We start from the raw sequence: 25,479 nt of genomic DNA, 5'->3' as shown, positions 1-25,479 counted from the left end.
TGACATAGATCAATAAGATGCGCATATCAAGAGCATATCGAACCGCTTGGTTCGAAAAAAGTTAAGAGTCTCGAAGAATGAAGCCCGATCGCAACGCCAAAGGAACGACAGATACGATGATGCATGACCGGAACCGGCATGATGAAAAAGGTGTCGGCCGACCCGGTGATAGAAAATCGTCCTGCTCCGATACGGAATGCGGTCGCACACGGCTTGGCGCTGGTCAGGACCCCGCGAAACGCCGCCAAATCCTTGAAGGCGCTCAGGATGTGTTCCTGCGCATGGGTTTCGATGCAGCCAGCATGAACGACATCACGCGCGAGGCTGGCGTGTCGAAGGGAACGATCTACGTTTACTTCAACAGCAAGGAAGATTTGTTCGTCGCATTATGCGAGCATTATCGCGATACAATGTTTCGTGAATTGATCGACAAACTCGACAAGGGTTTCAACTCACGCCAGCAATTGACCGATTTTGGCGTGGCGCTGGTGACGCTGATAACGTCACCGACGGCAGTGCGCGCGCAGCGTATCGTTCTGGGCGTCAGCGAGCGCAAGCCGGAACTTGCGGCACGTTTCTATGAGCGTGGCCCGAAGCGTAGTCTCGTCCTGATGGCTGAATATCTCAAGGATATGATCGAGAGGGAGGAACTGGAGCCTTTCGATCCTGAAAAGATGGCCTATCAGCTTTCCGACCTGTTTCTTTCAGGCCTCTATAGGCCCCGCTTGTTCGGCGTATTGTCCGAGCCGCCGTCAGCGGAAACGATTCGTAGGAATGTCGAACTGGCGATCGAGTTTCTCTACCGTGCTTACGGTCGGGATCAGCGAAGTGTTCAAAAAGAGAACAGCTGATTTTTAAAAATCACTTTAGATACGTTTATTTTTCACTCAGCCTATAAATTTCGCGTGAGGGTCTTAATTTACGCACTGTTCTTGTGTGTAATGGTTTGCACTCTATTAGTTGCGGGTTGTCAGAGGCCCCATTTTTTATGTCACTTATAAATGATTGAAAAGCTCTTTGGCTGCGATTCGCTGATATTTCAAATACAGTAACTGGTAGCGATTGAGCTTGAGTACCAAGGATATTATAGAAATGACACTCGATCTCATTCATTTTCCGAATTTCAAAAAGACCTTCTTTGGAACGGCCTTCCAAAGCGATACGCTGGCTCTCTTGACGCGAATTCGCGACGAGATCGGCTGCCGTCATATCCTGCACACCTATCGCGGACGTATGGGCGATTGCGCAAAGACCAACTCCTCCGATCTTACGGTTGTGATGACAGTACCCACCAACTGGGCTGCGCGTTATTCCGCCAGGAACTATTTTGTCATCGATCCGATCTTTCACGAAGACGCGCCTTATTTTCAAAACGATGCCAGCGGCATTGTTCGCGATCTTCAGGAAGACGCCAGCAATTGCCCGGACATTGCTGAGTACCTGCAGGACGCCGAGAAGCACGGGCTTGGCAATATTCTCATTGCCGTGTCGGCTCGCAGCCAGAAAGGTGCAGTCGGCTGCTCCCTATTCAGCTTCGAGATCAGCCCCGATGAGGATCGCGAACAGTTTGTGGCCAAGTTTCGCCCGCGACTGCTGAGCCTGTCGGGGATCATTCATTCAGCCTTGTGTGGCTGCAAGGATGTCGCGACGGTTGCGAGCCTTCTGACCCCGCGTGAGGTTGATTGCCTGCGCTGGGCTGCAAGTGGCAAGACGGATGGAGAGATCGCGGAAATTCTTAGCATCGCGCGCTGGACCGTCGTGACCTATCTCCAGAACGCGAAGATCAAGCTCAATTGCTCCAACCGTACTTCGGCGGTGGCAACGGCGCTGTCGCTCGGCATCATCGAAATGCCGGAGGTTCACCATCTGGTGTAGTTGCGACAGCGATGTGAGATGAAAGCAACACCGGGTGTTTCATGCATCCGGTGTTTTTTGTTCAAGCCCGCTTTCGAAGCGGCAGGCGCGCTGCGTCGAAAGCATTGGCGAGCCTCGCCGTATTTTTGGCAGGGTCTTCGTCCGCGTCCTCAAACGCGATATGGTTCAGCTCCACACCGGCAGTCTTGTCGGTCAGCGTCAGGCGGAAATAGGCATAGACGCCCTGATTGCGAAACTCCATGTCGAGCACGATAGCGGGTGCTGACTGCCAGTCGCAGAGATATTCGCCGCCATGGCCGAGTTCCAGCGTGCCGGGGAAGAAATAAAGCTCGGTCGCCGAACTGACGATATCGGCAATATTGGCGAAAAGCTCGCAGCGTATGAAAGCAATGTAATCCGCTGGATCGACCAGACGAAGATCGGTTGCGACCTCGCACAGGTTCCGGGCAATGATCGCCTCGCGTTCGTTCGAGAATTGCAGGCTCTTCATGGTCTCACCGCCGATCTGGGGGAACAGGCTGTCACTGTTCTGAAATATATAAATATCATGGCCAACCATCAATGTATCGCATGCCGCGTATTGATGACCCGGATAAGCTCGGCCACCGCCTTGTAGAATTCCGGCGCGATCATCTGGTCGACATTGACCTGCTTATAGAGCGCGCGCGCCAGCGGAACGTCCTCGAATATCGGGATGGAGTGCTGTGCTGCTATTTCTCTGATCTTCAATGCTATGAGATCCTGTCCCTTTGCGACGACAATCGGAGCGGCATCCTGATCGGGCTTGTAACGCAGTGCTACGGAAAAATGAGTCGGATTTGCGACGATCAGCGTTGCCGTCGGAACGGTGTTGATCATGCGGCGGCGCGCACGGTCGCGGCCAAGCGAACGCAAACGCGATTTGACCAGCGGGTCGCCTTCCGACTGCTTCAGTTCGTCTTTCACTTCCTGTCGCGTCATGCGCAGTTCCTGCCGCCAGTGAATGCGTGACCACGCAAGATCGAAAGCCGCAATTGCGGTAATGGCCAGAACATTGGCGACGAGCAGGCGCACCATGTTCTCACGCAGAAATTCTGGCAAGGCGCTTGGATCGGAAGCAACCGCGTCGGTGAAAAGACTGTTGCCGTTGAAGAAAACAACAAACACGATGACGCTCGCAGCCAGAAATTTGGCGAGAGATTTGAGAAACTCGACCTGACCGGCGCGCCCGAAAATCCGCTGCCAGCCCTTGAGCGGGGATATGCGGGACGCTTGCGGGCGGATGCGTTCGCCAACGAAACGCGGCGCATTCTGGAATGCGGAGGCTGCAATACCGGCAAGCGGGATGATGATGAACACCGGCACCAGGGCTGCACCGACGGCCAGCGCCAGCACGCCAAACAGGCGGCTTGCATCTTCCGCGCTGTTGAGGAGCCAGTCTTCGGGACGGTCGATCAGTTCGCGCAGGAAGACAGCCAGCTTCGTGGTGGCAGGCCCAGCGACAAAGACTGCGATAATCAGAAAGGAAGCAATACCGGCGAGGATCGGCGTTTCGCGGGAGAAGGGCATATTGCCCTTTTCCAAGGCGTCGCGGATCTTCTGCTCGGTGGCTTCTTCTGTTTTGCTTTCCTTGTCAGCATCATCTGCCATGGGTCACCGCAATCAGGACGAAGCTTCGCCAGCGTCGAGGGTGATGATGCCGCGTTCGGAAAGATCGATGGCGATACGGGCTATCGTGCGGCGCGCATCGGCAATGTTCTGTGCGGTTATGTTGCCCTGCTCGGCGCCAAGCTCGGTTTCCACCATGCGGCGGCCACGGGTCGAGAGCGACGAGAGAACAAGTTCCTGAAGTCTTGCATCGGCTCCGCGCAACGCGGTGGCGATCTGTTCCGTCTGCACTTCATCGAAGAGCAGCAGGCGCGCGCGCTGCGACAGGCGCTCGATGTCTTCAAAGGTGAAGAGCTTGGCCTTGATGCGGTTGAGATCGTCACGGTTGAGGTCTTCGAGGCTCGCCATAAGTTCTTCCATCTCGCTTCTGTCGAGCTGGTTGAAGATGTTGGCGATCTGGCCGTGATGAGCCTTGACCGGTCCGGAATCGCTGCGGCCAAGAAGATCACGCCGCAGCACGTCTTCGAGAAGTTCCGCAGCCGCTGGCGCCACATTGCCAATATGGAGTGAGCGCTGCACGACGGCATTGCGCAGTTGCGGCGGCAGGACGACGAACAGCCGGGCTGCAAGGTCGGAAGGCAGCTTCGACACGATATAGGCGATGATCTGCGGATGCTGATCCGTCAAATATGCTTGCAGGCTTTCTACCGGCAGGCGTCCAAGCTGCACCCAGACCGATTCCTGAACGAGCTGTGGCTGCACGCGGTCTTCAAGAACCGCATCGACTTCTTCCTGCGGCAGTGCTTCGCGCAACAGGCCTTCAAAGCGCTGGGCGGCTTCTGAAACCGGCGCGCCTTCGGCAAAGGAATCCTCGAACTGCTTGACGAGCTGTTCGAAATCAAGCGGAGAAATTGGTTCCAGCGTGCGGGCATGACCGGCAAGCTTGCGCAGGTCCTCGGCATTGAAATGCTTCAGAAGACGGGCGGCGGCAGGCCGTCCGATAGCAACGAGGATCGCCGCAGCCTTTTGCGGGCCGGTCAACGTATCGACGAGGCCGGTAGCGCTACCTTCAATATCTTCCGCGAGGGCTTGCTGTTCATGGTCGGCCATGGTCACGTCCGTTACTTGCCGATGATTTCGGTAAGGCTGACACCGAAACGCGAGGAATCGTCTTCAAGGACGATCACTTCGCCACGGGCGATGACGCGGCCATTGACCACGATATCGACCGGATCACCGATCTGCTTGTCGAGGGTGATAACCGCACCGCGACCGAGCTTCATCAGATTGGCAACCGGCATGGTCGTACCGCCAAGAACAACCTGAACATCCACGGGAATGCCCATGATGAGTTCGAGATTGGGCTTGGATGGACCTTTCTGCGTGCTGCGCGGCTTTTCTTCGCGCAGTTCCTCGATGGCTTCGTCCAGTTCCTGCTGCATGTTCTTGTCCTTGTTGTCAGCGCTCATGCCTGTCCCGCAATCTCAACTGTTGCCTTCTTGACCGCGCGACGCACGAAGACCGGCAGCGCGTTCTTTTCCTTCGGGAGCGATTGTTCGGTGGCGGTCGCGATCTTTTCTTGTGCTCGTGGCGTGCTGTCGGCGACGTTGCGCGCATGGCGGATGTCGCGAGTCAGGGCCTTGCGCAGCCTGTTCAGTTCTTCGATGGCCTCTTCCATTTCGCGGCGCACGCGCTGCGTTTCGGCAAGACGGGCTTCAAGCTTGTTGCTTTCGTCCGTCAGGTCGGTGCGTTCGCTCTGGATCGCCTTGACGGCGCGCTCCAAACCGTTGGATGCGGCTGCAACGCGCAGCGCCAGCACCTTGCCAAGCTTGATCGTCTCGTTGGCCTTGCGGCCAACCACGATGAGCGCGGCAAGCGAGGCAAGAGCCATCAATGTGGAAAGCACGTTAGCCAGCAACAAGCTCATCGATGAAATCCTCTTCCTGATTGACCGGGTCGCCGACCTTGACTGTGAAATGAATGCCCGATTTGCCGAGCGTGCACTTGAAAAGCTGCTGATCGCCGGCGCGCAGGCGCACCTGTTCCATGGCATCGGCGGGCAATTTCAGAACCTGACCGATTTCGAGCATCGACAATGCGTCCAGCGTCATCGATCCCTGCTGGATGAAAGCTTCGAGTTCGATGCGCGCACGGCTGACTTCCTGCCGCATCTTCTTCGCCCAGCTCGGATCGGTCTGGTTCATGGGGCGGCGCAAAAAGGCTGCCACGGCATCCTGCATCGGCTTGTGTGTGCTGCGGGGCAGAAGCAGGTGCACCTGGCCGGTTTTGCCCGCGGCAGTAACATCGATGCGGCAGGCGAAAAGGCGCGAGCGCTCGAAATTCTCACGGTCGAATTCGGCTGTGTCAGTGCATTCACCGGCGGCAAAAAGCGCCTGTCCGTTCGCCCGTCCGTTTCCGGCAAAAACCTGATCAAGCGAACTGGCGAGATGACCGGCAAGAAGAGCGGAAATCTTTTGTTCCAGCATGCCGAAAGGTCGGTCCTCGTCGACAGAGCCGACATTGCCCATATTACCTTGGGCGCCATACATGGCTTCGATCACGGAGAAAACGAGCGTCGCATCGGCAGTGAGATAAACAGTGCAGCCCCAACGCTCGGCCTTCAGAGGTGCGATGATCGCGGCCTTGTCGAGAATATCGGTAAAGGCAGCATCGTCGGTGCTTTCCACCTGACCTGCCTCAACGTCGAATGCGGCAGCGCAGCCATGTTTCAGCCGGTCACAGAAATGCGTTGAGGCATCCTTAAACACATGGGCAAGCGATTTCAGGTCGTCGCCCGAAAGGCCCGCTGCCCGCAGCAGGTTCTCGGCCAGAACATCATTTTTGCGGTTTTGCCCCAACGTAGTCATCTTACGCTGCCTGCTGGGTCGGCGCGCTCGCCATGGTTTCCTGCTCGACCACATCGATGGTCGGGCGATCATAGGCGGAGATGGTCTTGCGGCCATATTCCACGGCGATCTGCGGCAGGGAGCCGTTCATATAGGCGAGGAGCGTCTGCTTCACGACGATGTAGAGGCGATTGTTCTTTTCGCGGGTCGATTTGATCTTGGCTGCGATCGGGCCGACGACGCCGTAAGAGAAGAAGATACCGGCAAAGGTGCCGACAAGGGCGGCGCCGATCAGGTGGCCCAGCACTTCCGGCGACTGGTCGAGTGCGCCCATGGCCTTGATGACGCCCAGCACGGCGGCAACGATACCGAGTGCGGGCAGGGCTTCGGAAATGCTGACCATTGCGTGGTAGGGCTTGAGCTTGTCGCGGGCGATGGTGTGGATTTCCTCATCCATCAGCGCCTCGATTTCGTGCGAGCGCACATTGCCGACGATGATGAGACGGCAATAATCGCAGATGAAATTGGTGAGGTCCTCTTTCTTCAATACGCTCGGATAGGCCTGAAAGATCGACGATTCCTTCGGATTGTCGATGTGCACTTCCACTTCGTTGCGCGATTTGGCGCGCAGCTCGCGCATCAGGCTGTAGAGCACGCCCAGAACATCGAGATAGTCACGCTGCTTGGGAACCGCGTTGCTGAATGCTTCCATGCAGGCGCGGCCCGTGTCTTTCACGAGCGAGAAAGGGTTGGCGATGAAGAAGGTCCCGAGTGCGGCACCCAGAATGATGACGAATTCCCAGGGCTGGATGAGCACGCTGACATGTCCGCCCATGGCGATAAAGCCGCCCAGCATACAGCCCAGTGTGATGACAAGACCGACTATAATGCCCAATGCTCGAGACTCCCGCGTACATTCTGTTTGTCTGGAACCTAAGCGCCGCGGCTTGCGCGAACCTTGTCTGTAGCGCGCAAATAAAATCAGCTTCGGACAAGCTTGGTCTTTCATAAAGGATCGAAATACCGGAAGGGGGTCATGCGCATGGTCGATACGATGACGAGTTATCGCCTGATCGCGGCTGATATGACGCGGTCGTTGCAGCGTGTTTCGAAGGAACCATTGGTGGAGCGGGAAACCGCCTACTACAAGGAGAATATCGGCAAGGTGAAATCCATTGATGATTTCATGGCCGATAGTCGCCTTTATAATTACGCGATGAAGGCGTTTGGCCTGGAAGACATGGCCTTCGCCAAGGCGTTTGTCCGCAAGATTTTGACCGAAGGCATCACAAGCGATGATGCCATGGCGAACAAGCTGACCGACAAGCGCTACAAGGAATTTGCGACCGTCTTCGATTTCGCCGGTAAGGGTGCGGAGGCGACCGAGAGCACGGCGGCCCAACAAGGCGTCGTGGACAAATATCTTCGTCAGACGCTGGAAACGGAAGCCGGAAGCCAGAATGAAGGCGTGCGGCTGGCACTTTATTTTGCACGCAAGGCGCCGACCATCACCAATGCCTACGAAATCCTTGGCGACAAGGCGCTGGTGTCGATGATCCAGACGACTTTTGGCTGGCCATCCAGCATATCCAATGCCGATATCGACAAGCAGGCGAAGATGATCGAGGACAAGATCGACTTCACCAAGATGTCCGATCCCGATTACGTGTCGAAGCTCATTTCGCGCTTTACCGCCATGTATGAGATGAACAATCCAACGGCGAGCAGCCCGGCGTCGATTGCGTCCCTGCTTCTGGGCGGAACCTCGTCCGTCGGCATTTCGATGGATATTCTCAGCACCTTGCAGAATTTCAAGCCGGGCGGGCGTTAGGCAATGCAAAGCAATTCGATCTATGTCGGGCTTTCGTCGCTCATCACGCTGGAACGGCGGATGGATGCCATCGCTCACAACGTCGCCAATGTCTCAACGGTCGGGTTCAGGGGCGAGGGCACCAAGTTCGATACCATCGTTTCAAACAAGGCCAGCGACGATGTGAGTTTCGCCACGGCGGGCAAGAGCTTCATCCGTACCGAAGCAGGCCCTATGATCAAGACCGACAATCCGCTGGATGTTGCGGTCAAGGGCGATGTCTGGATGTCGGTCTCGACGCCGCAGGGACAGATTTACACCCGCGACGGGCGCATGAACATGCTGCCGACAGGTGATCTCGTTTCCATCACCGGACATCCGGTTCTCGATGTCGGCGGTGCGCCCATCGTGCTCAATCCAGGTGGCGGTGCACCGAAGATTTCGAGCGATGGCGCGATCTATCAGAACGGCGCGCAGATTGGCGCCATCGGTCTTTACACTATCCCGGCCGATGCCGACCTGACCTATGCAGGCACATCCGGTGTTATCCCGAACAAACCCGCGCAGCCGGTGGCTGACGACAACAGCGTTGGCGTCGTACAGGGCATGATCGAGGGATCGAATGTCGATGCCATGACGGAGATGACCCGCCTCATCAGCGTGAGCCGCGCCTTCGAGCAGGTTAACAATCTCTTGTCGCAGCAGGAAAGCACTGTCTCTGAAGCGATCAAGACCCTGGGCTCCAGAAACGGATGACGCCTGATCTGCCGCTCTCCCGTCTGGCCGCTTTTGCCCGTCAGCAATTGGTGGCGCCAAAGCCGCTGACCGGTATCGGCGGAACGGTGAGCGACGTTTCACGTTCGGCGATTGCCGTGCGCGGGCTTTCGCGCGATGCGCGTTTGGGCGATGCGGTGGCGATCCACGCGCGAGGCGGTCAGAGCCTTGCCGAAATCATCCGGGTGGCTGACACGCAGGTGCTGGTGAAGCCCTTCGATGACCGCATCATTCCCTCGCTTGGCGCTGCGGTTTTCGAGGAAGGGCCGCTGCGTATTCACCCGGCACCGGAATGGCGCGGGCGTGTCATCAATGCGCTTGGGCAGGCAGTTGACGGGAAGGGCGCATTGCAGCCCGGCACCCGACCGATGGCATCAGAGAGCCTTGCACCGGCTGCCTTGCGCCGCGGGCGGGTGGATCGTGGCTTGTGTACAGGTGTCAATGTCATCGATATTTTCACGCCGCTTTGCTTTGGCCAGCGTATTGGCATCTTTGCAGGATCGGGCGTCGGTAAATCGACCCTGCTTGCCATGATGACACGCGCGGCAGATTTCGACACGGTGGTGCTGGCTTTGACCGGCGAGCGCGGACGCGAAGTGCGCGAGATGCTGGAAGAGACCATGGCGGGGCATCTCGACAAGACCATAACCGTGGTTGCAACGGGCGATGAAAGCCCGATGATGCGCCGCCTCGCACCCAATACGGCGACGGCCATTGCCGAATTTTTCCGTGATCTTGGCCAGAATGTCCTGCTGATCGTCGATTCCGTCACGCGCTTTGCCCATGCCGCGCGCGAAGTGGCGATTGCCGCCGAGGAGCCGCCGGTTTCGCGCGGCTATCCGCCAAGCGTCTTCAGCCAGTTGCCGCGCCTATTGGAGCGTGCAGGTCCCGGTATTACGGAAGCAGGCGGCAGCATCACCGGCATTTATTCGGTGCTGGTGGATGGAGACGATCACAATGATCCGGTTTCCGACACGATCCGCGGCACGCTGGACGGTCACATCGTGCTCGACCGCGCGATTGCTGCACAGGGGCGCTTTCCGGCAGTCGATATTCCCGGCTCGGTTTCGCGTCTTGCGAAGCACAACTGGACGCCGGAACAACGCAAGCTGGTCAGCCAATTGCGGGGCATGGTTGCCCGTTTCGAGGAAACGCGCGACCTGCGGGCCATCGGGGCGTACCAGAAAGGCCATGACGGGCTTCTGGATCAGGCGGTCGATCTCGTGCCGCGCATTTACGACGCCTTGCAGCAATCGCCGGAAACCGGCCTATCGGACGATCCCTATAACGACCTTGCCGCGGCTCTGCGCGGCGACAGACAGGCGCAACACGCATGATGACGGGCTTTCGCAAGACAAAGGAAGAGAAACTCCTTGCAGACCTGACGGCGGAGGTCGAGGCCGCTGCGCGACAGGAAGGCATGAAGAAGCCGCAAAGCAAGGTGGATCGCTACCTGAAGATCGCGGCCATCACGCTCGCCGCCGGAAGTGCGATGCTGCCTTTCGTCACCTATCTTCAGCGCGTTGATCTGGGGTCGCCCGAAAAGGCCGAACGCAAGATCATCGATCCGCTGGACCGCTCGGAACAGAAAACCGTGCGCCGTTTCCCGTCCTTCCGCCCGTCCGAACAAGTCGCGCCGAATGCTGACGTGGACAACACGATGACAGGTTCCGTCATGTCGAACGGCAAGGGGCTTCCGGGAACCGGGATGGGCACTGGTGGCGACGGCGGCGGGGAAGGGCAGGCGTTTCCGAAGCCGGTTTTCGCGCTGCGCGAAGTCGTCGGCGGCATGGCAATGATCGAGGACACGTCGGGCTACTGGTTTGTCGAAAAAGGCTCGCTGCTGCCGGATGGCAGTCACCTTGTTTCGATCGGTCGCGGTGCTGGCACCTGGCAGCTTACGACATCGTCGGGCGATGTGATTGAGATGCGGAGGTAAGGGGAAGGCAATAAGGCAATAGGGCAGTAAGGCATTATGTGAACAGGGAATATGTTCTGATTGCGGATGACAGCGCCGGCCATACCCTTCTCTGCCCTACTGCCCTACTGCCCTACTGCCCTACTGCCCTACTGCCCTACACCCCGCAAGCTTGACGCAAGTTCCGGCCTTTAAGTTAACCAACTGTAAAGGCGGGAAACTCCATGAGCTCCATTCATCTTTTCGATCTGGCTGCAAGGCAGGCGCAGTGGTTGTCGGTGAGACAGGCCACCGTTGCGGGCAATGTTGCCAACGCGAACACGCCGGACTTCCGGGCGCGGGACGTGCAGCCCTTCGCGGATGTGCTGGACAAGACGCAGCTCACCATGGCTGCCACCAGCCCCCTGCATCTGGAAGCCGAGGCGGACGGGATCGCCGGTGCGCGCTTGCGCCCGGATGACATCACCGAGCAGACCCATTCCGGCAATACGGTCGATGTCGAACAGGAAATGATGAAGGCTGGTGAAATCGCCCGCGAATATTCGCTCAACACAAGCATCGTCAAAGCGTTTCATCGCATGATGCTTTCGGTCGCGAAGGGGTAATTATGTCTTCCGATGCCTTGCAAAGCACATTGAAGATCGCAGCGTCGGGCCTTTCGGCCCAATCGACGCGTCTGCGCATCGTTTCCGAGAATATCGCCAATGCGCAGTCCACCGCCAAGACTGCCGACGCCGATCCCTATCGCCGCAAGACGGTGTCCTTCCGTACCGAGCTGGAGCAGGGCACCGGTGCAGCCGAAGTTCGCATTGCCGAAGTCGGCAAGGACACATCGGCCTTTATCGAGCAATACGAGCCGAGCCATCCCGCAGCGGATGAGCGCGGCTATGTCCGCTATCCAAACGTCAACATGGTCGTCGAAATGGCGGACATGCGTGAAGCCAATCGTTCCTATGAAGCTAATTTGCAGGTCGTGAAACAAGCCCGCGAGCTGATCTCCATGACCATCGATCTCTTGAGGAGCACATAATGTACGACTCGATCATGAGCATTTCGGCGCGCAATGCCCTGTCGCGCCTCTCGGAAACCGTAGCCGAAAAGGGCGTGGGTTCCACTTCCGCGCCGCAGGCTGTTCCGGCGGCTCCCGGTGCCTCGTTCGGCGAAGTTCTGTCGCAGATGACGGATTCCGTCGGCCAGAAGCTGCAGGCGGCTGAAGCGACATCCATTCAGGGCATCAAGGGCGATGCGCCGGTGCGCGATGTGGTCGGTTCCGTCATGGAAGCCGAACAGTCGCTTCAGACGGCCATCGCGATCCGCGACAAGATCGTGCAGGCCTATCTCGAAATCAGCCGCATGCCCATCTGATTTGCGGTAGCCAAGGATAAATAAGCTATGAAAGCCCTGACGATTGCCGCCACCGGCATGAACGCCCAGCAGCTCAATCTGGAAGTGATTGCCAACAACATCGCCAATATCAACACAACGGGCTTCAAGCGCGCGCGTGCGGAATTTTCCGACCTTCTTTACCAGTCCGAGCGTACGGCAGGTGTGCCCAATCAGGCAAACCAGTCCATCGTGCCGGAAGGCGCTCTGGTTGGCCTTGGCGTGCAGACGGCAGCGGTGCGCAATCTCCATATGCAGGGCAGTTTCAACCAGACCGGCAATCCATTCGATCTGGCTTTGACCGGCAAGGGTTGGTTTCAGATTCAAAGCCCGACCGGCGAGACGCTTTACGCGCGCGCTGGCGCGTTCAACAAGAATGCCGATGGTCAGCTTGTGACACTCGACGGCAATCCGGTCGAACCGGCGATCACCATTCCGCCAGACGCCGTTGAAGTGACGGTCACCGATACCGGACAGGTTTTCGCCAAGCTGCAGGATCAGGTCAATCAGGTAGATCTCGGCCAGTTGACCCTCGCCAACTTCACCAATGAAGCGGGTCTGGAGCCGCTCGGCGGCAATCTCTACCGCGAGACGGAAGCATCCGGCGGTCCGCTGGTTGGTGTTCCGGGCGATCCGGGCTATGGCTCGATCAAGCAGGGCTATCTCGAAGCGTCGAACGTCGATCCGGTGAAGGAAATCACCGATCTCATCACGGCGCAGCGTGCCTATGAAATGAATTCCAAGGTTATTCAGGCTGCCGACGAAATGGCGGCAACCGTGTCGAAGAACTTGCGCTGACGGTGATGGCGATGGGCTGTGTGAAGGCGATCTTTCAAAAGAAAAGGCTGGCTCTTGCCGGTGGCTTCCTGCTTGCCGCAATGGCTGGCGCGGGTGCTGCGGACCGCATCGCTTTTGTCGTGCCTTCGGCCACGGTCTATCCTGGCCAGATCGTGAGCGATACGGCGTTGCTGGAAAAACAGTTCTTTATCAATGCGCCAGCGGCGAACCAATATGTTCTGTCGGCGGATCAGGCGGCAGGCAAGGTAGCGCGCAAGACGCTGCTGCCCGGCAAGCCGATCCTCGTTTCCGCATTGGGCGAGCCGTCTCTGGTTACACGCGGCGTTCCGGCACCGCTGGTCTTTACCGCCGGCACGCTGACCATAACCGCCATGGGGACGCCGCTCGAATCCGGTGCGGCTGGCGATTTCATCAAGGTTCGTAACGTCGACAGCGGCATCATCGTGTCCGGCACGGTGCTGGCCAATGGGCGCATTCAGGTGGGGATGCAGTGAGAAAAACTTGCGCCGCCCAGATCGCCACTTTGTTCGCCGTCCTGGCGCTCGTTTTCCAGCCCGTCGCGGGCTTTGCTGATGAGTCGTCGAAGAATGCGCGGGAATTCGGTTCCGCAGTGGATGCCGATGCCGATTGGCTCGGCTCGGGCGGCGATCCGTCGAAAATGGCCTATGCCGAACTTGGCCGGGGCAGCGCGGTTGCGCGCCTGAAGGATATTGCCACCATTCAGGGCGTGCGTGAAAACCAGCTTGTGGGTTATGGTCTTGTCATTGGCCTCAAGGGCACCGGTGACAGCCTGCGCAATTCGCCGTTCACCGAACAGTCCATGCGCGCCATGCTGGACAATCTCGGCATCAGCGCGCCGCGCAACTCCACCCGTTCCAAGAATACGGCTGCGGTCATCGTGACGGCTAATCTGCCTGCCTTTGCCGGTGCGGGTTCGCGCATCGACGTGACTGTATCGTCGCTCGGCGATGCCACGTCGCTGCAGGGTGGCACGCTGGTCATGACCCAGCTCATGGGTGCCGACAACCAGATCTATGCTGTCGCGCAGGGCAACATGATCGTGTCGGGCTTTTCGGCGGAAGGTGATGCCGCAAGCGTGACGCAGGGCGTCCCGACTTCCGGTCGTATCCCCAATGGTGCGCTGGTCGAGCGCGAAGTGGCGGGCAATTTCGGCAAGGAAACCGAAATGATCGTCGAGCTGCGCGATCCCGATTTCACCACTGCGGTGCGCGCTGCCGATACGATCAACGTCTTTGCCAAGCGCCGTTACGGTCGCGGTGTCGCCATCGCGCGCGATGCCAAGACGATCCGCCTGTCGCGTCCGAAAAACGTGCCTGCCGCGCGCTTTCTTGCAGAACTTGAAGGTCTGCCGATCACGACCGACGAAGTGGCGCGTGTGGTGGTCGATGAGCGGACAGGAACCGTCGTCATCGGCGAGAAGGTGCGTATCTCCAAAGTGGCGATCAGCCATGGCAGCCTGACGGTTCGTGTAACGGAAACGCCGATGGTTGTTCAGCCGGAGCCGTTCAGCGACGGTGTAACGGCTGTCGAACCGAACACCGATATCGCCGTCAACCAGCAGAACGCCAAGATCGGCATTCTGACCGGAGCAAATCTTGAAAATCTGGTGAAGGGCCTGAACCAGATCGGCGTGAAGCCGACCGGCATCATCGCAATATTGCAGGCTATTAAGACATCCGGCGCACTTCATGCGGAACTGGTGGTGCAATGACCATGGCTCATAAAATGATCCGGTATGGTTCGGCAGTGGCGCTGCTTCTGGCTGCCTCTGCTCCGGCTTTCGCGCAGACGCCTACTCCTGCGCCGGTCGAAGCATCGGCGGCACAGCAGCTTGCCTCTCCGCCGCCGCTCGGCAACCTTGATGAGATTCGCAAGTTCTGCGGCAATATCGACGATCAGGCGGCGGATGCCCGCTATGCGCTGCAGGCCAGGCAATTGACCGATCTGAAGGCCGATGTCGAGGAACGGATGCGCGCGCTTGAGGAAAAGCGCCGGGAATATGAAATGTGGCTGAAGCGCCGGGACGAGTTCGTGAGCAAGGCACAGGATTCGCTGGTCGACATCATTTCGAAAATGAAGCCGGAAGCAGCGGCAGCACAGATGACGCTGATCGGCGACGAAGCGGCGGCAGCCCTGATCCTCAAGCTCAATCCGCGCGTATCCAGCATCATCCTCAATGAAATGCCGCCGGAAAAGGCGGCCAAACTGGCGCGCGTCATCGTCGGCTCGCAGCGCACGACGACCGCGCCGCAGGCTGTGAAGGATCAGCGTGCCGCGGCACAGTCCGGGAATACGGTTCAATGAAAAACAACATGAACAAAGCGACTCTTGCGGCAGCCGTAGCGGTTCTTCTGGCCGGTTGCGCCACCAAGCCGGAGGAAATCGGTCGGGCGCCCGATCTGTCCCCGGTCGCGGCGCATCTTGGCATGCAGAACAATCCGCAGTTCAACGGCTATCCGGCGCGCCCGAGCAAGGCGACCTATTCGCTCTGGGACCAGCGTTCGACCAATTTCTTCAAGGACCCGCGTGCGGCCACGCCGGGCGATGTCCTGACGGTTATCATTTCTATCAACGACCGCGCCAATCTGGATAACAAGACGGATCGCGAGCGAGTGTCAAAGGGCATTTACGGCGCTGGCGGCTCGTTCGCGACCAGCAGCAGCACGGGTGCTGGCGCTGGCGGCGACATGGATGCTTCGGTCAACACCCATTCCGACAGCAAGTCGAAGGGCAAGGGCACCATCGAGCGCAGTGAAGATATCCGCCTGCAGGTCGCGGCCATCGTCACCGATACGCTGCCCAACGGAAACATGATTATTCGCGGGTCGCAGGAAGTGCGCGTCAATAACGAGCTGCGCGTGCTCAATGTCGCCGGTGTCGTGCGTCCGCGCGATATTTCCGGCAACAACACGATTTCCTACGACAAGATCGCCGAGGCCCGCATTTCCTATGGCGGTCGTGGGCGTCTCAGCGAGATTCAGCAGCCGCCTTACGGCCAGCAGATTCTCGATCAGGTTTCTCCCTTTTAAGGTACGCCGCACATGAGTGACACGACGGCAACGGAAAAAGACGGCAAGGCGAAAGGCTCCCTGACGGGGCTGCTGGCGGCTGTCGCGGTCCTGACCGTCATCGCTGGCGGTGGCGGCTGGTATATGGGCGGCATGATTTCCGCCGATCAGCTCGCATCGGCCAAGCACTCCGGCAAGGAAGACAAGCCGAAGCAGGGCGATTTCGAATCGCGCTCCATCGGTACTGTCGTGCCTTTGCAGCCGATCATCACCAATCTCGGCATTCCGCAGAACACATGGGTGCGTCTTGAAGCCTCGCTGGTGGCAAAGCCAGGTCATGAAATTCCGGCTGCGGTGGCGGCAAGCGTGGGCGATGATTTCATGAGCTTCCTGCGCAGCGTCAATCTCATGCAATTGCAGGGCGCGGCGGGGCTTGCCTATCTCCGCTCTGATTTGGAAGAACGTGCGCGCCTGCGTTCGGAAGGTGCGGTCGACCGGGTCTTTATTTCGGCACTGGTCGTAGAATGAAAAAACTCCTTGGCCTCGGCCTCATCCTGACGCTCGCTCTTACCGTTTCAGCACAAGCGCAACAGGCGCAACAGGCGCTGACGCTCGACAATCTTCTGCCTGCGGGCAGCGGTGCTGCGAGCGGGCAGATCGTGCAATTGTTCGGGCTTCTGACGGTGCTTTCCATTGCGCCGGGCCTGCTCATCATGGTGACGAGCTTCACGCGCTTTGCCATCGCCTTTTCGCTGCTGCGTTCAGGGCTTGGTCTCCAGACCGCGCCTGCCAGCATGGTGATGATCTCGCTTGCCCTGTTCATGACCTTCTATGTCATGGCACCCGCCTTCGACCGGGCCTGGAACAATGGCGTGCAGCCTTTGATGCGCAATGAAATCACGCAGGAAGCTGCATTCGGTGAAATATCGCAGCCTTTCCGTGAATTCATGATGGGGCAGGTGCGTGACAAGGACCTGCGGCTCTTTGAAGACCTCGCCGATCCGTCTTTCCGCACCGGCGATGACGGCATCGTTGATTTCCGCGTGCTGGTTCCAGCCTTCATGATTTCGGAACTGCGGCGTGGCTTTGAAATCGGCTTCCTGATCGTACTGCCATTTCTGGTGATCGATCTCGTCGTGGCGACGCTCACCATGTCCATGGGCATGATGATGCTGCCGCCGACGGTGATCTCGCTGCCATTCAAGATTCTGTTCTTCGTGCTGATCGACGGCTGGAATATTCTGGTCGGAAGCCTCATACGATCCTTCTCCTGACCCATTTTGGTACGCTTCGGATCGCGCAAGCCAGAATTCTGAGTGAGAATCTGCGAATCCATTAAATTTCGACCGAATAAATTAGCCTTTAATTAATGTTTGGGTTCTAACTGTCGGCTCATGGTGGGTTTCCGCGCGTTACGCGGTAACAGGCATGATGCCGCTCCACCATGCCGGTAATCTAAAAATCCGGCCTGTCCCTCAGATTGTTTTTCCCAAGGGGCAAAATACTATGGCTAGCATTCTTACAAATTCGTCGGCTCTGACCGCTCTCCAGACGCTTTCTTCGACCAACAAGTCGCTGGAATCGACCCAGAACCGCATCTCGACCGGCCTTCGCATTTCCGAAGCTTCGGACAATGCTTCGTACTGGTCCATCGCGACGTCGATGAAGTCCGACAACAAGGCCAACTCGGCAGTTCAGGACGCTCTCGGCCTCGGCGCAGGCAAGGTCGATACCGCTTATTCCGCGATCAACAAGATCAAGGAATCTGTCGATCAGATTAAAGAAAAGCTTGTTACTGCAACTGGTGCTAGCGCTGACGACAAAGCTAAGATCCAGACTGAAATCGAATCGATCGTTTCGAATATCAAGTCTGCGCTTAGCAATGCCAATTATGCCGGTTCAAACTTGCTAAACGGACCAACTGAAGATCTGGCGGTGGTTGCTTCTTACAATCGTAAGGGCGCGGAAGTTACTATCGACAAGATCACAGTGGCTAAGGAAGACACCGATGCCAAGGAGATGGTGAAGGATATCATCGCCGATGACTTCTTTGTGTCGACCCTAACCGACGCTGAGATCGGTGGCTCGGTGGCGACTGATGGCACTCGCACGCCAGGTCTTCTTGACAAGGTGGAAGACGCTCTCAGCAAGCTGACCACCGGCGCAGCAGCGCTTGGTGCGGCCAAGTCGCAGATCGACAGCCAGAAGAGCTTCCTGTCCGGTCTTCAGGACTCCATCGAAAAGGGCGTTGGCACGCTTGTTGACGCTGACATGAACAAGGAATCGGCACGTTTGTCGGCTCTGCAGGTTCAGCAGCAGCTCGGCGTCCAGGCTCTGTCGATCGCCAACTCGTCGAACCAGTCGATCCTGTCGCTGTTCCGCGGCTAATCTGAGTAGACAGCAAGGGCGCCGGGTTGCCGGCGCTCGCGAGTTCTCAGGTAAATCAGGGGTTCGCATCCGAACCGACCTGATCGGATCGGATGTCTTTGGGCGGAAAACGGGGCGCGGGATTTATTCCGCGCCCCAATTCTTTGCGCTCATTTCCAGTTTCCGGAAGCACTTGCTTCATCAGCCGCCACTTTCGCGCAAGCTTCGCGGGCTAGTTTGCATCCATCATTATGGCGGTGGTGTGGATGCAGCAGAATTTCCAGCAATTGATCGAACAGCTCAGGGGTACGCTCGGCAAGCTCGGCGCGCGAAAACTCATCGCGCTCGGACTGGTGGGCGCAGCACTCATGGGCGCGATCCTCTATACGAGCATCTATCTGAGCCGCCCATCCTACGAGACGCTCTATGTCGGCCTTTCGCGCGACGACGTGAACCGCATGGGTCTTGCGCTCGGTGAAGCAGGCATTCCTTTCGACGTAAAAGCCGACGGCTCGTCCATCCTCGTGCCCATCGGCAAGGCTGAAAATGCCCGTATGTATCTGGCAGAAAAGGGCCTGCCGACCTCGAACAATGCCGGTTACGAGCTGTTCGACAATATGGGTTCGCTCGGCCTCACCTCGTTTATGCAGGAAATCACCCGCGTGCGTGCGCTCGAAGGCGAAATTGCCCGCACCATCCAGGCCATTCGTGGCGTGAAAGCTGCGCGCGTTCACATCGTCATGGCAGAAAAAGGGTCGTTCCGTCGTGGCGACCAGAAGCCATCCGCCTCGGTCGTCATTCGCGCCGAAGGCGGCTTTGCTGCCGAATCCGCCCAATCCATCCGCCAGTTGGTCGCCGCCGCCGTTCCATCTCTCGATGCTTCTGCCGTGACCGTTCTCGACACCAACGGCCGCCTGCTGGCATCGGCTGGCGAAGCCGCCAACGGCGCAGCCCTCATGACCGCTTCTCTGGAGCAACAGGTTGCAGGCAATGTGGATGACAGCATTCGCAAGGCACTGGCGCCTTATCTCGGCATTGGCCATTTCCAGACGAGCGTTCAGGCCGTACTCGATACGGATCGCCGCCAGATCAACGAGACGACCTACGATCCTGAATCCCGCGTTGAGCGTTCCGTGCGTGTCGTCCGTGAAAGCGGCGATTCCCGTAACAACCGCAACGACAATGCAACCGGCGTCGAACAGAACATTCCGCAGGAAGAAATCCAGAACCGCAATGGCGAAAGCTCGACGGAAAAGACCGACCGCCGCGAGGAGCTGACCAATTACGAAATGAACAGCAAGACGGTCTCCACCGTTAGCGACGGCTATGCCGTCAAGCGGCTGTCCATTGCCGTGGTCATCGATCAGGCGCGGCTTCTGGAAACTGCGGGAACCACGCCGCCGCCAGCCAATTTTGTCGATCAGCAGATCACCAAGATCCGTGATCTCGTTGCAACCGCTGCCGGTCTCAATGCTGATCGTGGCGATGTCATCAATGTAACGGCGGTGAACTTCCTTGATCCTGCCGGTGCAGACATGGAGCCGGTCTCCACGCCATGGACCGATACGGTGCTTCGCCAGAGCGGTTCCTATGTCAATGCGCTCGCCATTCTTGCCGCTGTCGGTCTCCTGATCTGGTTCGGCCTGCGTCCATTGCTGCGTGACCAGAATGCCAAGCCAACCGGCACGGAAGTGGCAGTCCGCGAGACGAGCGAAGTGGCGATGCCGAATTTCGTCGGTGGTCAGGCGGCTGGTGAAGGCGTGCAGGCCGTCATTGGCGGACCGGAAGCCTATGCCGACCAGATGAAGACCAGCCTCAGCGATCTTCGCCAACGCATGCGCATGCCTGCCAAGCTGCGTCTGGAACAGATGATCGACATGGATGAGGAGCGCGTTGCCTCCATTCTCAAGCAGTGGATTCACGAAACCGCTGCCAGCCGCGAAGCCCAACCATTGAGGGAATCGGCCGTAAAGGCTTCGGCCATGCCGGAGCTTGAGGCGGCCTGACGATGAGCGCGCTTTCCCTCAGCCGTTATCTTCCCGATTTTTCGACCCATCATATCGAGGATGAGGCGGTCGAGATCATTGCTGCACCTGTGCCGCCGAAGCCGCTGAAAGAAACGCCCTCGCCACAGGCGGGCGGCGATGGAGCGAAGTGCCCCGTCTCGGCTGAAAAAGCCGCCGCTGCCGAGCAGGCCGAGGTCGCCGCCATCATCACCATCGAGGAAGAAAAGCGCCTGGCATTCGAAGCAGGGCGCGAGGACGGCCACCGGGAAGCACAGGCGCTTTACGAGGCCGAGAAGGCACGGCTTGTCCGCGAGCACGAGGCCGAAATCGAGACCTTGCGTGCTGCATTCTCGCGTGAGCAGGCCCTGCTCTTGGCGGGTAGTCTGACCGAAGCACTGACCGCGCTTGAGCGAAATTATTCCGGCCAGATTGCCGAAATCCTGATGCCTTTGCTGGTTGAAAAAATGGAACGCGAGGCTGTCGCGGAATTTGCGCGGCGCATTGCGGCGCTGGCGCTCGATGGCGAAGCACCGGAAATCTCCGGCCCGGCGCGTTTGGTTGCACCGCTTCGCGATCATGCAGCCCTGTTGCCGCATGGTTGCCGGTTTTCGGAAACCGGTGCGGACGAACTTTCCTTTTCCTTTGGCGACCGGATGCTTGAAACACGCATCGCGCCGCTTCTTGAAGAATTGAAGGCTGCGGTTCAATGAGCATCGATCCCGAAACCAAACGTGAGATCATCATTGTTCGCCGGGGTGGACATGACGACCATGACAGCCATCATGGTGGTGTGTGGAAGATCGCCTATGCCGACTTCATGACTGCAATGATGGCCTTCTTCCTCGTCATGTGGCTCATCAATGCCGCCAATGAGGAAACCAAGGCAGCGGTTGCCAGCTACTTCAACCCCGTCAAACTGATGGACCGGCATTCAAGCCCCAAGGGCGTGCAGGATGTCGAGGAGAAAGACGGCAAGGTTCGCTATGAAAGCGACCAGCAGGTCGAAAACAGCACCAAGGTCATCAACGACACGACTGTTTCTCCGCCAAGCGACCAGGAAGAGCGCCAGCTTTTCCGCGAACCCTATGCAGTCCTCTCAGAACTCGCCCACGAAACCGGTGTGTTGCAGAACCAGTCGGCCAAGGGCGATGGCGGCACGTCGCAATCCGGCCCCGCTACCGGTGCCGAAGGCGGTGAAGCCTATCGCGATCCGTTCAGCCCGGATTACTGGTCGAGCAAGGCTGTCGAAGACCTGACCCCGCCCGATGCTGCGCCTGCCACGCCACCCAAGCCGGAAGCAGCCCAGGCGAAGCCGGAAGAGGCTGCAAAACCCGCAGAAACGCAGGAACAGTTGATTGCCGACCTGAAAAAGGCGGCTGAGGGTGAAGCCGCGAAAGAAGGCGCTGAGGCGAAGAAAGCCGAGCCAATGCCCGATGTGACGGTCGTTCCGGTCGATGGCGGCGTGATGATCCAGCTCACCGACAAGATCGATTATGGCATGTTCACCATCGGATCGGCCAAGCCGGATGCCCGCGTGGTGCAGATGCTGGAGCGTATAGCGCAGGTTATTGCGCGCCAGCCGGGCGACGTCATCATCAGCGGACATACGGATGCGCGCCCATTCAAGAGCGCAACCTATGACAACTGGCGTCTGTCTTCGGCGCGCGCGCAGATGGCTTATTATATGCTGGTGCGCGGCGGGCTCGATGAAAAGCGTGTGCTGCGTGTGGAAGGCTATGCCGACCGCCAGCCCAAGAACACCAACGATCCGAATGCGGCTGAGAACCGCCGCATCGATATTTTCCTGAAGTCCGCTCCATGAGGCAATCCGGGAGGCAGCTCGCCATGCGCTCTTTGCTGGCATGTGTTGCAGGTTTCTCCCTGATGGGAGCGGCTTATCCAGCCATTGCGCAAACGCAGGCATTGGCCGAGACCCGTACGCTGCCAGTGCTGGAACCCTACAAGCTCGTGCGTTCGCTGCGCATGTTGCAGGATCAGGTTGTTGCCGGAAAGCCGGAAGCGGTGGTGATGCTGAACAAGCTTCTGGGCTTTGTCAGTGCGGATATGGGCCGAGCGTCGAATGACGTCTGGAGCAATCCGGAAAATGTCTATGCGGCGATCATCTATCTCTTCAACGGCGGTAATCCGGAAGCGGTGCGCAAGGTTCTTGCCGACCTCAAGACGGATGCGGTGCCGCCGGAACTGGTCAAGGGCGCATTGGCCTATGCTTCCGGCCAGACGATTGAAGTGGTGAAGCTTTTCTCGGTTCCGCTGTCAGACGATGTTCCGGCAGAACTGAAGGCATCCATCGTGCTCGTGACCGCCAGCCAGATGACCGCCTTCGATCCGGCGACGGCCTTGATGCGGCTCGATCAGGTGCGGCTTGATGCGCCGGGCACCTTGTTTGAGGAAGCGGCGATCCGTCGTTCGATGCCGATTGCTGCCAAGCTTGGCGATGCCGACAAGATCAGGCTCCTGTCGCGCAACTATCTCCAGCGCTTTCCGCGTTCGCCCTATATGCGTGATTTCATGGCGCAATTTGTCGATGCCGCAGTGAAGCTCAACGACCGTATCGGCAATTCGGAACTGGCAAAACTGATCGGATCGGCTGATCCGGTGATGCAATATTCGCTTTATCTGCAAATCGCGCGCGGTGCGCTCGTTGATGGCCAGACGGAACGGGCACGGTTCATGTCATCCGAGGCGAAAAAGCTTGCCGACAGACTGAAAACCGACCCCACCCGCGCCAATCTTTATGCGGCGGCAAGCGATGTGGCTTCGGATTCGGCGGGTAGCGCGCTGCGCGAGCTGTCACAGATTTCGCCCGACAAATTGCAGGAGCGTGACCGGAAATTGCTGAAGGCCGCCGAAGCGGTGGGCACGGTGGTTACGCGCACTCCAGATGCTTTGCCGCCTGCAAAACCGGCCCTCACCGAACGGGATGTGCCTTCGATGGCAGTGGCGGATTCGCAGGAGCATGAGGCCGTAAAGCCTGAGCCGACCCCGGTGGCAATCAGCATGAAGCCGGTCAAGAACCAGCCGGAAGACGACTTGCAGAAAACGATGGAAGATGCGCGGCGCAAGCTTGCCGAGATCGATGCCCTGCTAGGAAAGACCGTTCAATGAGCATTGATATTTTGCTGAACTCCACCAGCCGACTTGCTTCGCTCGCCCGGAATTCGGGTCCTTCCCAGGCTAAAACCGAGGGCGAGGGACAGGATAATGCTGATCCGGCAAAATTGTTCAGTTCACTTCTCGAAAGGCCGCAGGGCAAGGTCGAGAAGAAGGATGACAGCGAAGCCAATGCGGGTTCGGATGAGGCAGATGCGAAGGATGAGGAAGGCTCAAAGCCGGTCGCCCTGTTTGCCCTGCCACAAAATCTCCTTTCTTTGGACGCTTCTTCGCCTGATTTGAAAGGGGCTAATCGCGGCTTTTCCACGCCGAATACTGCGAAAAACGACACAAATGCCTCGGATCCGCTTTCTGCCTTAATTAAAGACATCGACCCGAAACAGGTCGAAGGGCAGGGGGGCGAGCTACAAGCCGATCTACAGGCTGATCAGAAGAAACGCGCGCTTGAACCGGTGTCATCGAAGACGGCGGCAACCCCATCGGCCAGCGCCAAACCGGATCAGGCAACCAATCGAGATGCATCGACGGCCATCGGCGATAGTCAGGCCGAAAGTTCCGGGGACGATCTCGCCAGCCTTCTGAAAACAGATAAGGGACAGGCGCAGCAGCAGTCAGGTCAGATGCCTGACAGAACCGATATCCAGCAGCAGCCAACCGTAAAGGGCAATGCGCCTGCGGACATCAAGGCGGCCACTACGCCATCGCAGGCGGCGGCCCGGATTGCAGACATTCAGGTGGTGTCCGAGCGCAGCTTCGGCACGGTCAAGACCTTGCAGATCAGGCTTGATCCGGTGGAACTTGGCGCGGTGACGGCCCGCATTCGCGTGGGGTCGGAAGGTGTCGAGGTGCATCTCGTCGCTGAAAAGACCCATGGGGCGGACGCGCTCGCTGCTGACCGCTCGATGATCGAGAAAGCCCTGAAGGCGGCGGGCATTGCAGACGATGCGAAAATTTCAGTGACCGTCGCCGACCGCAACGCGGCGGGTGCCGTGCAGCAGGCGCAGGCATCGCAGAATGCGGGCCAGCAACCGGGCCAGCAGCAGGCTTTCAACATGCAGCAAGGCTTCGACGGGCGAAACGGCGCCCAGGCGCAGGCTGGTTTTATGGGCGGTGAGGGCAGGCAGAATGGCGAATCCGGTCAGGCAGGACATGAGCGTTCGGACATGCAAGCCGCTCAGGACAGCGGGAACGGCACTTCTCGCAATGGTGGTCGCAACCGCGGCCTGGTTGTCTGATAGCAACCCGGCTCGCGCCGAAAACATCTGTGAGCGCGAAATGCACCGGGCATCCGCCCGCTACGATGTTCCGCTTGGCATCCTTTATGCTGTCGGCCTCACGGAAACCGGCCGCAAGAATTCCCTGCAACCCTATGCGATGAACATTGAAGGCCGTGCCGAATTCATGCCGTCGCAGATGGCAGCGGTGAGACGTTTCGACGAGGTGCGGGCCGAAGGTGCGAAACTGATCGACCTCGGTTGCATGCAGATCAATTACCACTATCACGGTAAGGAATTTCCGTCAGTCGCCGCGATGTTGATGCCAAGCCTGAATGTTGATTATGCGGCTCGTTTTCTAAAGCAGCTTCGTCAGCGCGAGGGCAACTGGACGATGGCTGTCGCGCGCTATCACGCAGGCCCGAATAACGACCCCGCCCAGAAGCGTTACGTCTGTCGCGTGATGACGAATATGGTCGCCTCCGGTTTCGGAAACTGGACGCCGCAGGCGCGAAGCTTCTGCTTCGGCTGAATAGCAATCCATTAAAATTTTACAGGTTGTAACAGATCGTCAGATGCACCCGACTGAATAGAACTCAACCTGTGATTGGTGTGCATAATATGCACTAAATTAGCGGGTGGATTTTTAAGCCCTTGTAAAGAATCGTAAAAGTTTGTGAGCCGTTAACATCCGGTTAAGGTTCTTACGTCTAAAGAGGTAGGCGCTTTGCAATCAGCGC

General features: G+C 58.3%; 30 protein-coding genes. 23 read left to right on the top strand and 7 right to left on the bottom strand.

What is annotated here, in order from left to right:
• The first annotated feature begins 77 nt into the window (after nucleotides 1-77).
• Together F9K94_RS05705 and F9K94_RS05700 are read left to right on the top strand one after the other, a co-directional pair.
• On the top strand, nucleotides 78-851 hold the full coding sequence (locus F9K94_RS05705; RefSeq protein ID WP_151644201.1) for a TetR/AcrR family transcriptional regulator: 774 nt from the start codon (nucleotides 78-80) through the stop codon (nucleotides 849-851).
• 241 nt (nucleotides 852-1,092) lie between these two features.
• Entirely contained in the window at nucleotides 1,093-1,875 is a 783-nt protein-coding gene (locus F9K94_RS05700) for a helix-turn-helix transcriptional regulator (protein WP_151644199.1), read from the top strand.
• A gap of 61 nt (nucleotides 1,876-1,936) precedes the next feature.
• On the opposite strand, the gene F9K94_RS05695 is transcribed toward F9K94_RS05700, so the two are convergent.
• The 7 genes from F9K94_RS05695 to motA all read right to left on the bottom strand — a co-directional run bounded on the left by F9K94_RS05695 (nucleotide 1,937) and on the right by motA (nucleotide 7,203).
• Nucleotides 1,937-2,365: a hypothetical protein gene (locus tag F9K94_RS05695; RefSeq protein ID WP_151556763.1), complete on the bottom strand. Its 429-nt coding sequence runs from the start codon at nucleotides 2,363-2,365 to the stop codon at nucleotides 1,937-1,939.
• 68 nt (nucleotides 2,366-2,433) lie between these two features.
• Nucleotides 2,434-3,504 carry a flagellar biosynthesis protein FlhB gene (gene flhB, locus F9K94_RS05690; RefSeq protein ID WP_061347643.1) on the bottom strand — a complete coding sequence of 357 codons (1,071 nt, stop codon included), beginning with the start codon at nucleotides 3,502-3,504 and terminating at the stop codon, nucleotides 2,434-2,436.
• 12 nt (nucleotides 3,505-3,516) lie between these two features.
• On the bottom strand, nucleotides 3,517-4,572 hold the full coding sequence (locus F9K94_RS05685) for a flagellar motor switch protein FliG (protein WP_061347644.1): 1,056 nt from the start codon (nucleotides 4,570-4,572) through the stop codon (nucleotides 3,517-3,519).
• 11 nt (nucleotides 4,573-4,583) lie between these two features.
• On the bottom strand, nucleotides 4,584-4,931 hold the full coding sequence (fliN, locus tag F9K94_RS05680) for a flagellar motor switch protein FliN (RefSeq protein ID WP_061347645.1): 348 nt from the start codon (nucleotides 4,929-4,931) through the stop codon (nucleotides 4,584-4,586).
• Nucleotides 4,928-5,389: a BAB2_0123 family type IV secretion system effector gene (locus F9K94_RS05675; RefSeq protein ID WP_151644196.1), complete on the bottom strand. Its 462-nt coding sequence runs from the start codon at nucleotides 5,387-5,389 to the stop codon at nucleotides 4,928-4,930. Before F9K94_RS05675 ends, fliN begins: the two co-directional genes overlap by 4 nt.
• Complete coding sequence (locus F9K94_RS05670) at nucleotides 5,370-6,329, bottom strand: FliM/FliN family flagellar motor switch protein (protein WP_151644194.1); 960 nt, start codon at nucleotides 6,327-6,329, stop codon at nucleotides 5,370-5,372. The genes F9K94_RS05675 and F9K94_RS05670 overlap by 20 nt, the downstream gene beginning before the upstream one ends.
• A gap of 1 nt (nucleotide 6,330) precedes the next feature.
• A complete protein-coding gene (gene motA, locus F9K94_RS05665) occupies nucleotides 6,331-7,203 on the bottom strand; it encodes a flagellar motor stator protein MotA (RefSeq protein WP_061347648.1) in 873 nt (290 codons plus the stop codon).
• A 147-nt stretch (nucleotides 7,204-7,350) separates the two neighbouring features.
• Between motA and F9K94_RS05660 the strand changes: the two genes are divergently transcribed.
• From F9K94_RS05660 to F9K94_RS05555, 21 genes are all read left to right on the top strand, one after another.
• Complete coding sequence (locus tag F9K94_RS05660; protein WP_151556761.1) at nucleotides 7,351-8,139, top strand: DUF1217 domain-containing protein; 789 nt, start codon at nucleotides 7,351-7,353, stop codon at nucleotides 8,137-8,139.
• A 3-nt stretch (nucleotides 8,140-8,142) separates the two neighbouring features.
• Nucleotides 8,143-8,874 carry a flagellar basal-body rod protein FlgF gene (gene flgF / locus F9K94_RS05655; protein WP_061347649.1) on the top strand — a complete coding sequence of 244 codons (732 nt, stop codon included), beginning with the start codon at nucleotides 8,143-8,145 and terminating at the stop codon, nucleotides 8,872-8,874.
• Nucleotides 8,871-10,229 (top strand): flagellar protein export ATPase FliI, encoded by a 1,359-nt coding sequence (fliI, locus tag F9K94_RS05650; RefSeq protein ID WP_151644192.1) that lies wholly within the window; start codon nucleotides 8,871-8,873, stop codon nucleotides 10,227-10,229. The genes flgF and fliI overlap by 4 nt, the downstream gene beginning before the upstream one ends.
• Nucleotides 10,226-10,831, top strand: a complete 606-nt coding sequence (locus F9K94_RS05645; RefSeq protein ID WP_061347651.1) for a hypothetical protein — start codon at nucleotides 10,226-10,228, stop codon at nucleotides 10,829-10,831. The genes fliI and F9K94_RS05645 overlap by 4 nt, the downstream gene beginning before the upstream one ends.
• 203 nt (nucleotides 10,832-11,034) lie before the next feature.
• On the top strand, nucleotides 11,035-11,415 hold the full coding sequence (gene flgB, locus F9K94_RS05640; protein ID WP_061347652.1) for a flagellar basal body rod protein FlgB: 381 nt from the start codon (nucleotides 11,035-11,037) through the stop codon (nucleotides 11,413-11,415).
• A 2-nt stretch (nucleotides 11,416-11,417) separates the two neighbouring features.
• On the top strand, nucleotides 11,418-11,840 hold the full coding sequence (flgC, locus tag F9K94_RS05635; protein WP_061347653.1) for a flagellar basal body rod protein FlgC: 423 nt from the start codon (nucleotides 11,418-11,420) through the stop codon (nucleotides 11,838-11,840).
• The gene (locus F9K94_RS05630; protein WP_061347654.1) at nucleotides 11,840-12,175 is read left to right on the top strand and encodes a flagellar hook-basal body complex protein FliE; all 336 of its coding nucleotides are present in this window, start codon (nucleotides 11,840-11,842) and stop codon (nucleotides 12,173-12,175) included. The genes flgC and F9K94_RS05630 overlap by 1 nt, the downstream gene beginning before the upstream one ends.
• Nucleotides 12,176-12,202: 27 nt before the next feature.
• Nucleotides 12,203-12,991, top strand: a complete 789-nt coding sequence (gene flgG, locus F9K94_RS05625) for a flagellar basal-body rod protein FlgG (RefSeq protein WP_012093514.1) — start codon at nucleotides 12,203-12,205, stop codon at nucleotides 12,989-12,991.
• Nucleotides 12,992-13,002: 11 nt separating this feature from the next.
• Nucleotides 13,003-13,485, top strand: a complete 483-nt coding sequence (gene flgA, locus F9K94_RS05620; protein ID WP_061347704.1) for a flagellar basal body P-ring formation chaperone FlgA — start codon at nucleotides 13,003-13,005, stop codon at nucleotides 13,483-13,485.
• Nucleotides 13,482-14,723, top strand: a complete 1,242-nt coding sequence (locus F9K94_RS05615; protein ID WP_192799452.1) for a flagellar basal body P-ring protein FlgI — start codon at nucleotides 13,482-13,484, stop codon at nucleotides 14,721-14,723. Before flgA ends, F9K94_RS05615 begins: the two co-directional genes overlap by 4 nt.
• A complete protein-coding gene (locus F9K94_RS05610) occupies nucleotides 14,720-15,316 on the top strand; it encodes a MotE family protein (RefSeq protein ID WP_151644190.1) in 597 nt (198 codons plus the stop codon). Before F9K94_RS05615 ends, F9K94_RS05610 begins: the two co-directional genes overlap by 4 nt.
• Nucleotides 15,313-16,041, top strand: a complete 729-nt coding sequence (flgH, locus tag F9K94_RS05605; protein WP_061347657.1) for a flagellar basal body L-ring protein FlgH — start codon at nucleotides 15,313-15,315, stop codon at nucleotides 16,039-16,041. Before F9K94_RS05610 ends, flgH begins: the two co-directional genes overlap by 4 nt.
• Before the next feature lie 12 nt (nucleotides 16,042-16,053).
• Nucleotides 16,054-16,548 (top strand): flagellar basal body-associated FliL family protein, encoded by a 495-nt coding sequence (locus F9K94_RS05600; protein ID WP_061347658.1) that lies wholly within the window; start codon nucleotides 16,054-16,056, stop codon nucleotides 16,546-16,548.
• Complete coding sequence (gene fliP / locus F9K94_RS05595) at nucleotides 16,545-17,294, top strand: flagellar type III secretion system pore protein FliP (RefSeq protein WP_061347659.1); 750 nt, start codon at nucleotides 16,545-16,547, stop codon at nucleotides 17,292-17,294. Before F9K94_RS05600 ends, fliP begins: the two co-directional genes overlap by 4 nt.
• A gap of 232 nt (nucleotides 17,295-17,526) precedes the next feature.
• A complete protein-coding gene (locus tag F9K94_RS05590; protein ID WP_151644188.1) occupies nucleotides 17,527-18,408 on the top strand; it encodes a flagellin N-terminal helical domain-containing protein in 882 nt (293 codons plus the stop codon).
• A gap of 230 nt (nucleotides 18,409-18,638) precedes the next feature.
• Nucleotides 18,639-20,393: a flagellar basal-body MS-ring/collar protein FliF gene (fliF, locus tag F9K94_RS05580; protein ID WP_151644186.1), complete on the top strand. Its 1,755-nt coding sequence runs from the start codon at nucleotides 18,639-18,641 to the stop codon at nucleotides 20,391-20,393.
• Nucleotides 20,394-20,395: 2 nt separating this feature from the next.
• Nucleotides 20,396-21,103 carry a hypothetical protein gene (locus F9K94_RS05575; RefSeq protein ID WP_151644184.1) on the top strand — a complete coding sequence of 236 codons (708 nt, stop codon included), beginning with the start codon at nucleotides 20,396-20,398 and terminating at the stop codon, nucleotides 21,101-21,103.
• Nucleotides 21,100-22,215: a flagellar motor protein MotB gene (locus F9K94_RS05570; protein WP_151644182.1), complete on the top strand. Its 1,116-nt coding sequence runs from the start codon at nucleotides 21,100-21,102 to the stop codon at nucleotides 22,213-22,215. Before F9K94_RS05575 ends, F9K94_RS05570 begins: the two co-directional genes overlap by 4 nt.
• Entirely contained in the window at nucleotides 22,212-23,519 is a 1,308-nt protein-coding gene (locus tag F9K94_RS05565) for a chemotaxis protein (RefSeq protein WP_151644180.1), read from the top strand. The genes F9K94_RS05570 and F9K94_RS05565 overlap by 4 nt, the downstream gene beginning before the upstream one ends.
• Nucleotides 23,516-24,760 (top strand): flagellar hook-length control protein FliK, encoded by a 1,245-nt coding sequence (gene fliK, locus F9K94_RS05560; RefSeq protein WP_151644178.1) that lies wholly within the window; start codon nucleotides 23,516-23,518, stop codon nucleotides 24,758-24,760. The genes F9K94_RS05565 and fliK overlap by 4 nt, the downstream gene beginning before the upstream one ends.
• Nucleotides 24,729-25,271, top strand: coding sequence for a transglycosylase SLT domain-containing protein (locus tag F9K94_RS05555; RefSeq protein WP_151645296.1), 543 nt, complete (start codon nucleotides 24,729-24,731; stop codon nucleotides 25,269-25,271). The genes fliK and F9K94_RS05555 overlap by 32 nt, the downstream gene beginning before the upstream one ends.
• Nucleotides 25,272-25,479: the final 208 nt, after the last annotated feature.

It is taken from the genome of Brucella tritici, assembly GCF_008932285.1.
Classification (GTDB): Bacteria; Pseudomonadota; Alphaproteobacteria; order Rhizobiales; family Rhizobiaceae; genus Brucella; species Brucella tritici.
Note: the sequence above shows the minus strand (reverse complement) of the source record. Positions and strands in the feature narration are given on the sequence as shown.

Bases quoted from the DNA above. Each gene is read 5' to 3' on its own strand.
- F9K94_RS05705 (WP_151644201.1), top strand. From the start codon at position 78: ATGAAGCCCGATCGCAACGCCAAAGGAACGACAGATACGATGATGCAT.
- F9K94_RS05700 (WP_151644199.1), top strand. From the start codon at position 1,093: ATGACACTCGATCTCATTCATTTTCCGAATTTCAAAAAGACCTTCTTT.
- F9K94_RS05695 (WP_151556763.1), bottom strand. From the start codon at position 2,365: ATGAAGAGCCTGCAATTCTCGAACGAACGCGAGGCGATCATTGCCCGG.
- flhB (WP_061347643.1), bottom strand. From the start codon at position 3,504: ATGGCAGATGATGCTGACAAGGAAAGCAAAACAGAAGAAGCCACCGAG.
- F9K94_RS05685 (WP_061347644.1), bottom strand. From the start codon at position 4,572: ATGGCCGACCATGAACAGCAAGCCCTCGCGGAAGATATTGAAGGTAGC.
- fliN (WP_061347645.1), bottom strand. From the start codon at position 4,931: ATGAGCGCTGACAACAAGGACAAGAACATGCAGCAGGAACTGGACGAA.
- F9K94_RS05675 (WP_151644196.1), bottom strand. From the start codon at position 5,389: ATGAGCTTGTTGCTGGCTAACGTGCTTTCCACATTGATGGCTCTTGCC.
- F9K94_RS05670 (WP_151644194.1), bottom strand. From the start codon at position 6,329: ATGACTACGTTGGGGCAAAACCGCAAAAATGATGTTCTGGCCGAGAAC.
- F9K94_RS05660 (WP_151556761.1), top strand. From the start codon at position 7,351: ATGGTCGATACGATGACGAGTTATCGCCTGATCGCGGCTGATATGACG.
- flgF (WP_061347649.1), top strand. From the start codon at position 8,143: ATGCAAAGCAATTCGATCTATGTCGGGCTTTCGTCGCTCATCACGCTG.
- fliI (WP_151644192.1), top strand. From the start codon at position 8,871: ATGACGCCTGATCTGCCGCTCTCCCGTCTGGCCGCTTTTGCCCGTCAG.
- F9K94_RS05645 (WP_061347651.1), top strand. From the start codon at position 10,226: ATGATGACGGGCTTTCGCAAGACAAAGGAAGAGAAACTCCTTGCAGAC.
- flgB (WP_061347652.1), top strand. From the start codon at position 11,035: ATGAGCTCCATTCATCTTTTCGATCTGGCTGCAAGGCAGGCGCAGTGG.
- flgC (WP_061347653.1), top strand. From the start codon at position 11,418: ATGTCTTCCGATGCCTTGCAAAGCACATTGAAGATCGCAGCGTCGGGC.
- F9K94_RS05630 (WP_061347654.1), top strand. From the start codon at position 11,840: ATGTACGACTCGATCATGAGCATTTCGGCGCGCAATGCCCTGTCGCGC.
- flgG (WP_012093514.1), top strand. From the start codon at position 12,203: ATGAAAGCCCTGACGATTGCCGCCACCGGCATGAACGCCCAGCAGCTC.
- flgA (WP_061347704.1), top strand. From the start codon at position 13,003: ATGGGCTGTGTGAAGGCGATCTTTCAAAAGAAAAGGCTGGCTCTTGCC.
- F9K94_RS05610 (WP_151644190.1), top strand. From the start codon at position 14,720: ATGACCATGGCTCATAAAATGATCCGGTATGGTTCGGCAGTGGCGCTG.
- flgH (WP_061347657.1), top strand. From the start codon at position 15,313: ATGAAAAACAACATGAACAAAGCGACTCTTGCGGCAGCCGTAGCGGTT.
- F9K94_RS05600 (WP_061347658.1), top strand. From the start codon at position 16,054: ATGAGTGACACGACGGCAACGGAAAAAGACGGCAAGGCGAAAGGCTCC.
- fliP (WP_061347659.1), top strand. From the start codon at position 16,545: ATGAAAAAACTCCTTGGCCTCGGCCTCATCCTGACGCTCGCTCTTACC.
- F9K94_RS05590 (WP_151644188.1), top strand. From the start codon at position 17,527: ATGGCTAGCATTCTTACAAATTCGTCGGCTCTGACCGCTCTCCAGACG.
- fliF (WP_151644186.1), top strand. From the start codon at position 18,639: ATGGCGGTGGTGTGGATGCAGCAGAATTTCCAGCAATTGATCGAACAG.
- F9K94_RS05575 (WP_151644184.1), top strand. From the start codon at position 20,396: ATGAGCGCGCTTTCCCTCAGCCGTTATCTTCCCGATTTTTCGACCCAT.
- F9K94_RS05570 (WP_151644182.1), top strand. From the start codon at position 21,100: ATGAGCATCGATCCCGAAACCAAACGTGAGATCATCATTGTTCGCCGG.
- F9K94_RS05565 (WP_151644180.1), top strand. From the start codon at position 22,212: ATGAGGCAATCCGGGAGGCAGCTCGCCATGCGCTCTTTGCTGGCATGT.
- fliK (WP_151644178.1), top strand. From the start codon at position 23,516: ATGAGCATTGATATTTTGCTGAACTCCACCAGCCGACTTGCTTCGCTC.
- F9K94_RS05555 (WP_151645296.1), top strand. From the start codon at position 24,729: ATGGTGGTCGCAACCGCGGCCTGGTTGTCTGATAGCAACCCGGCTCGC.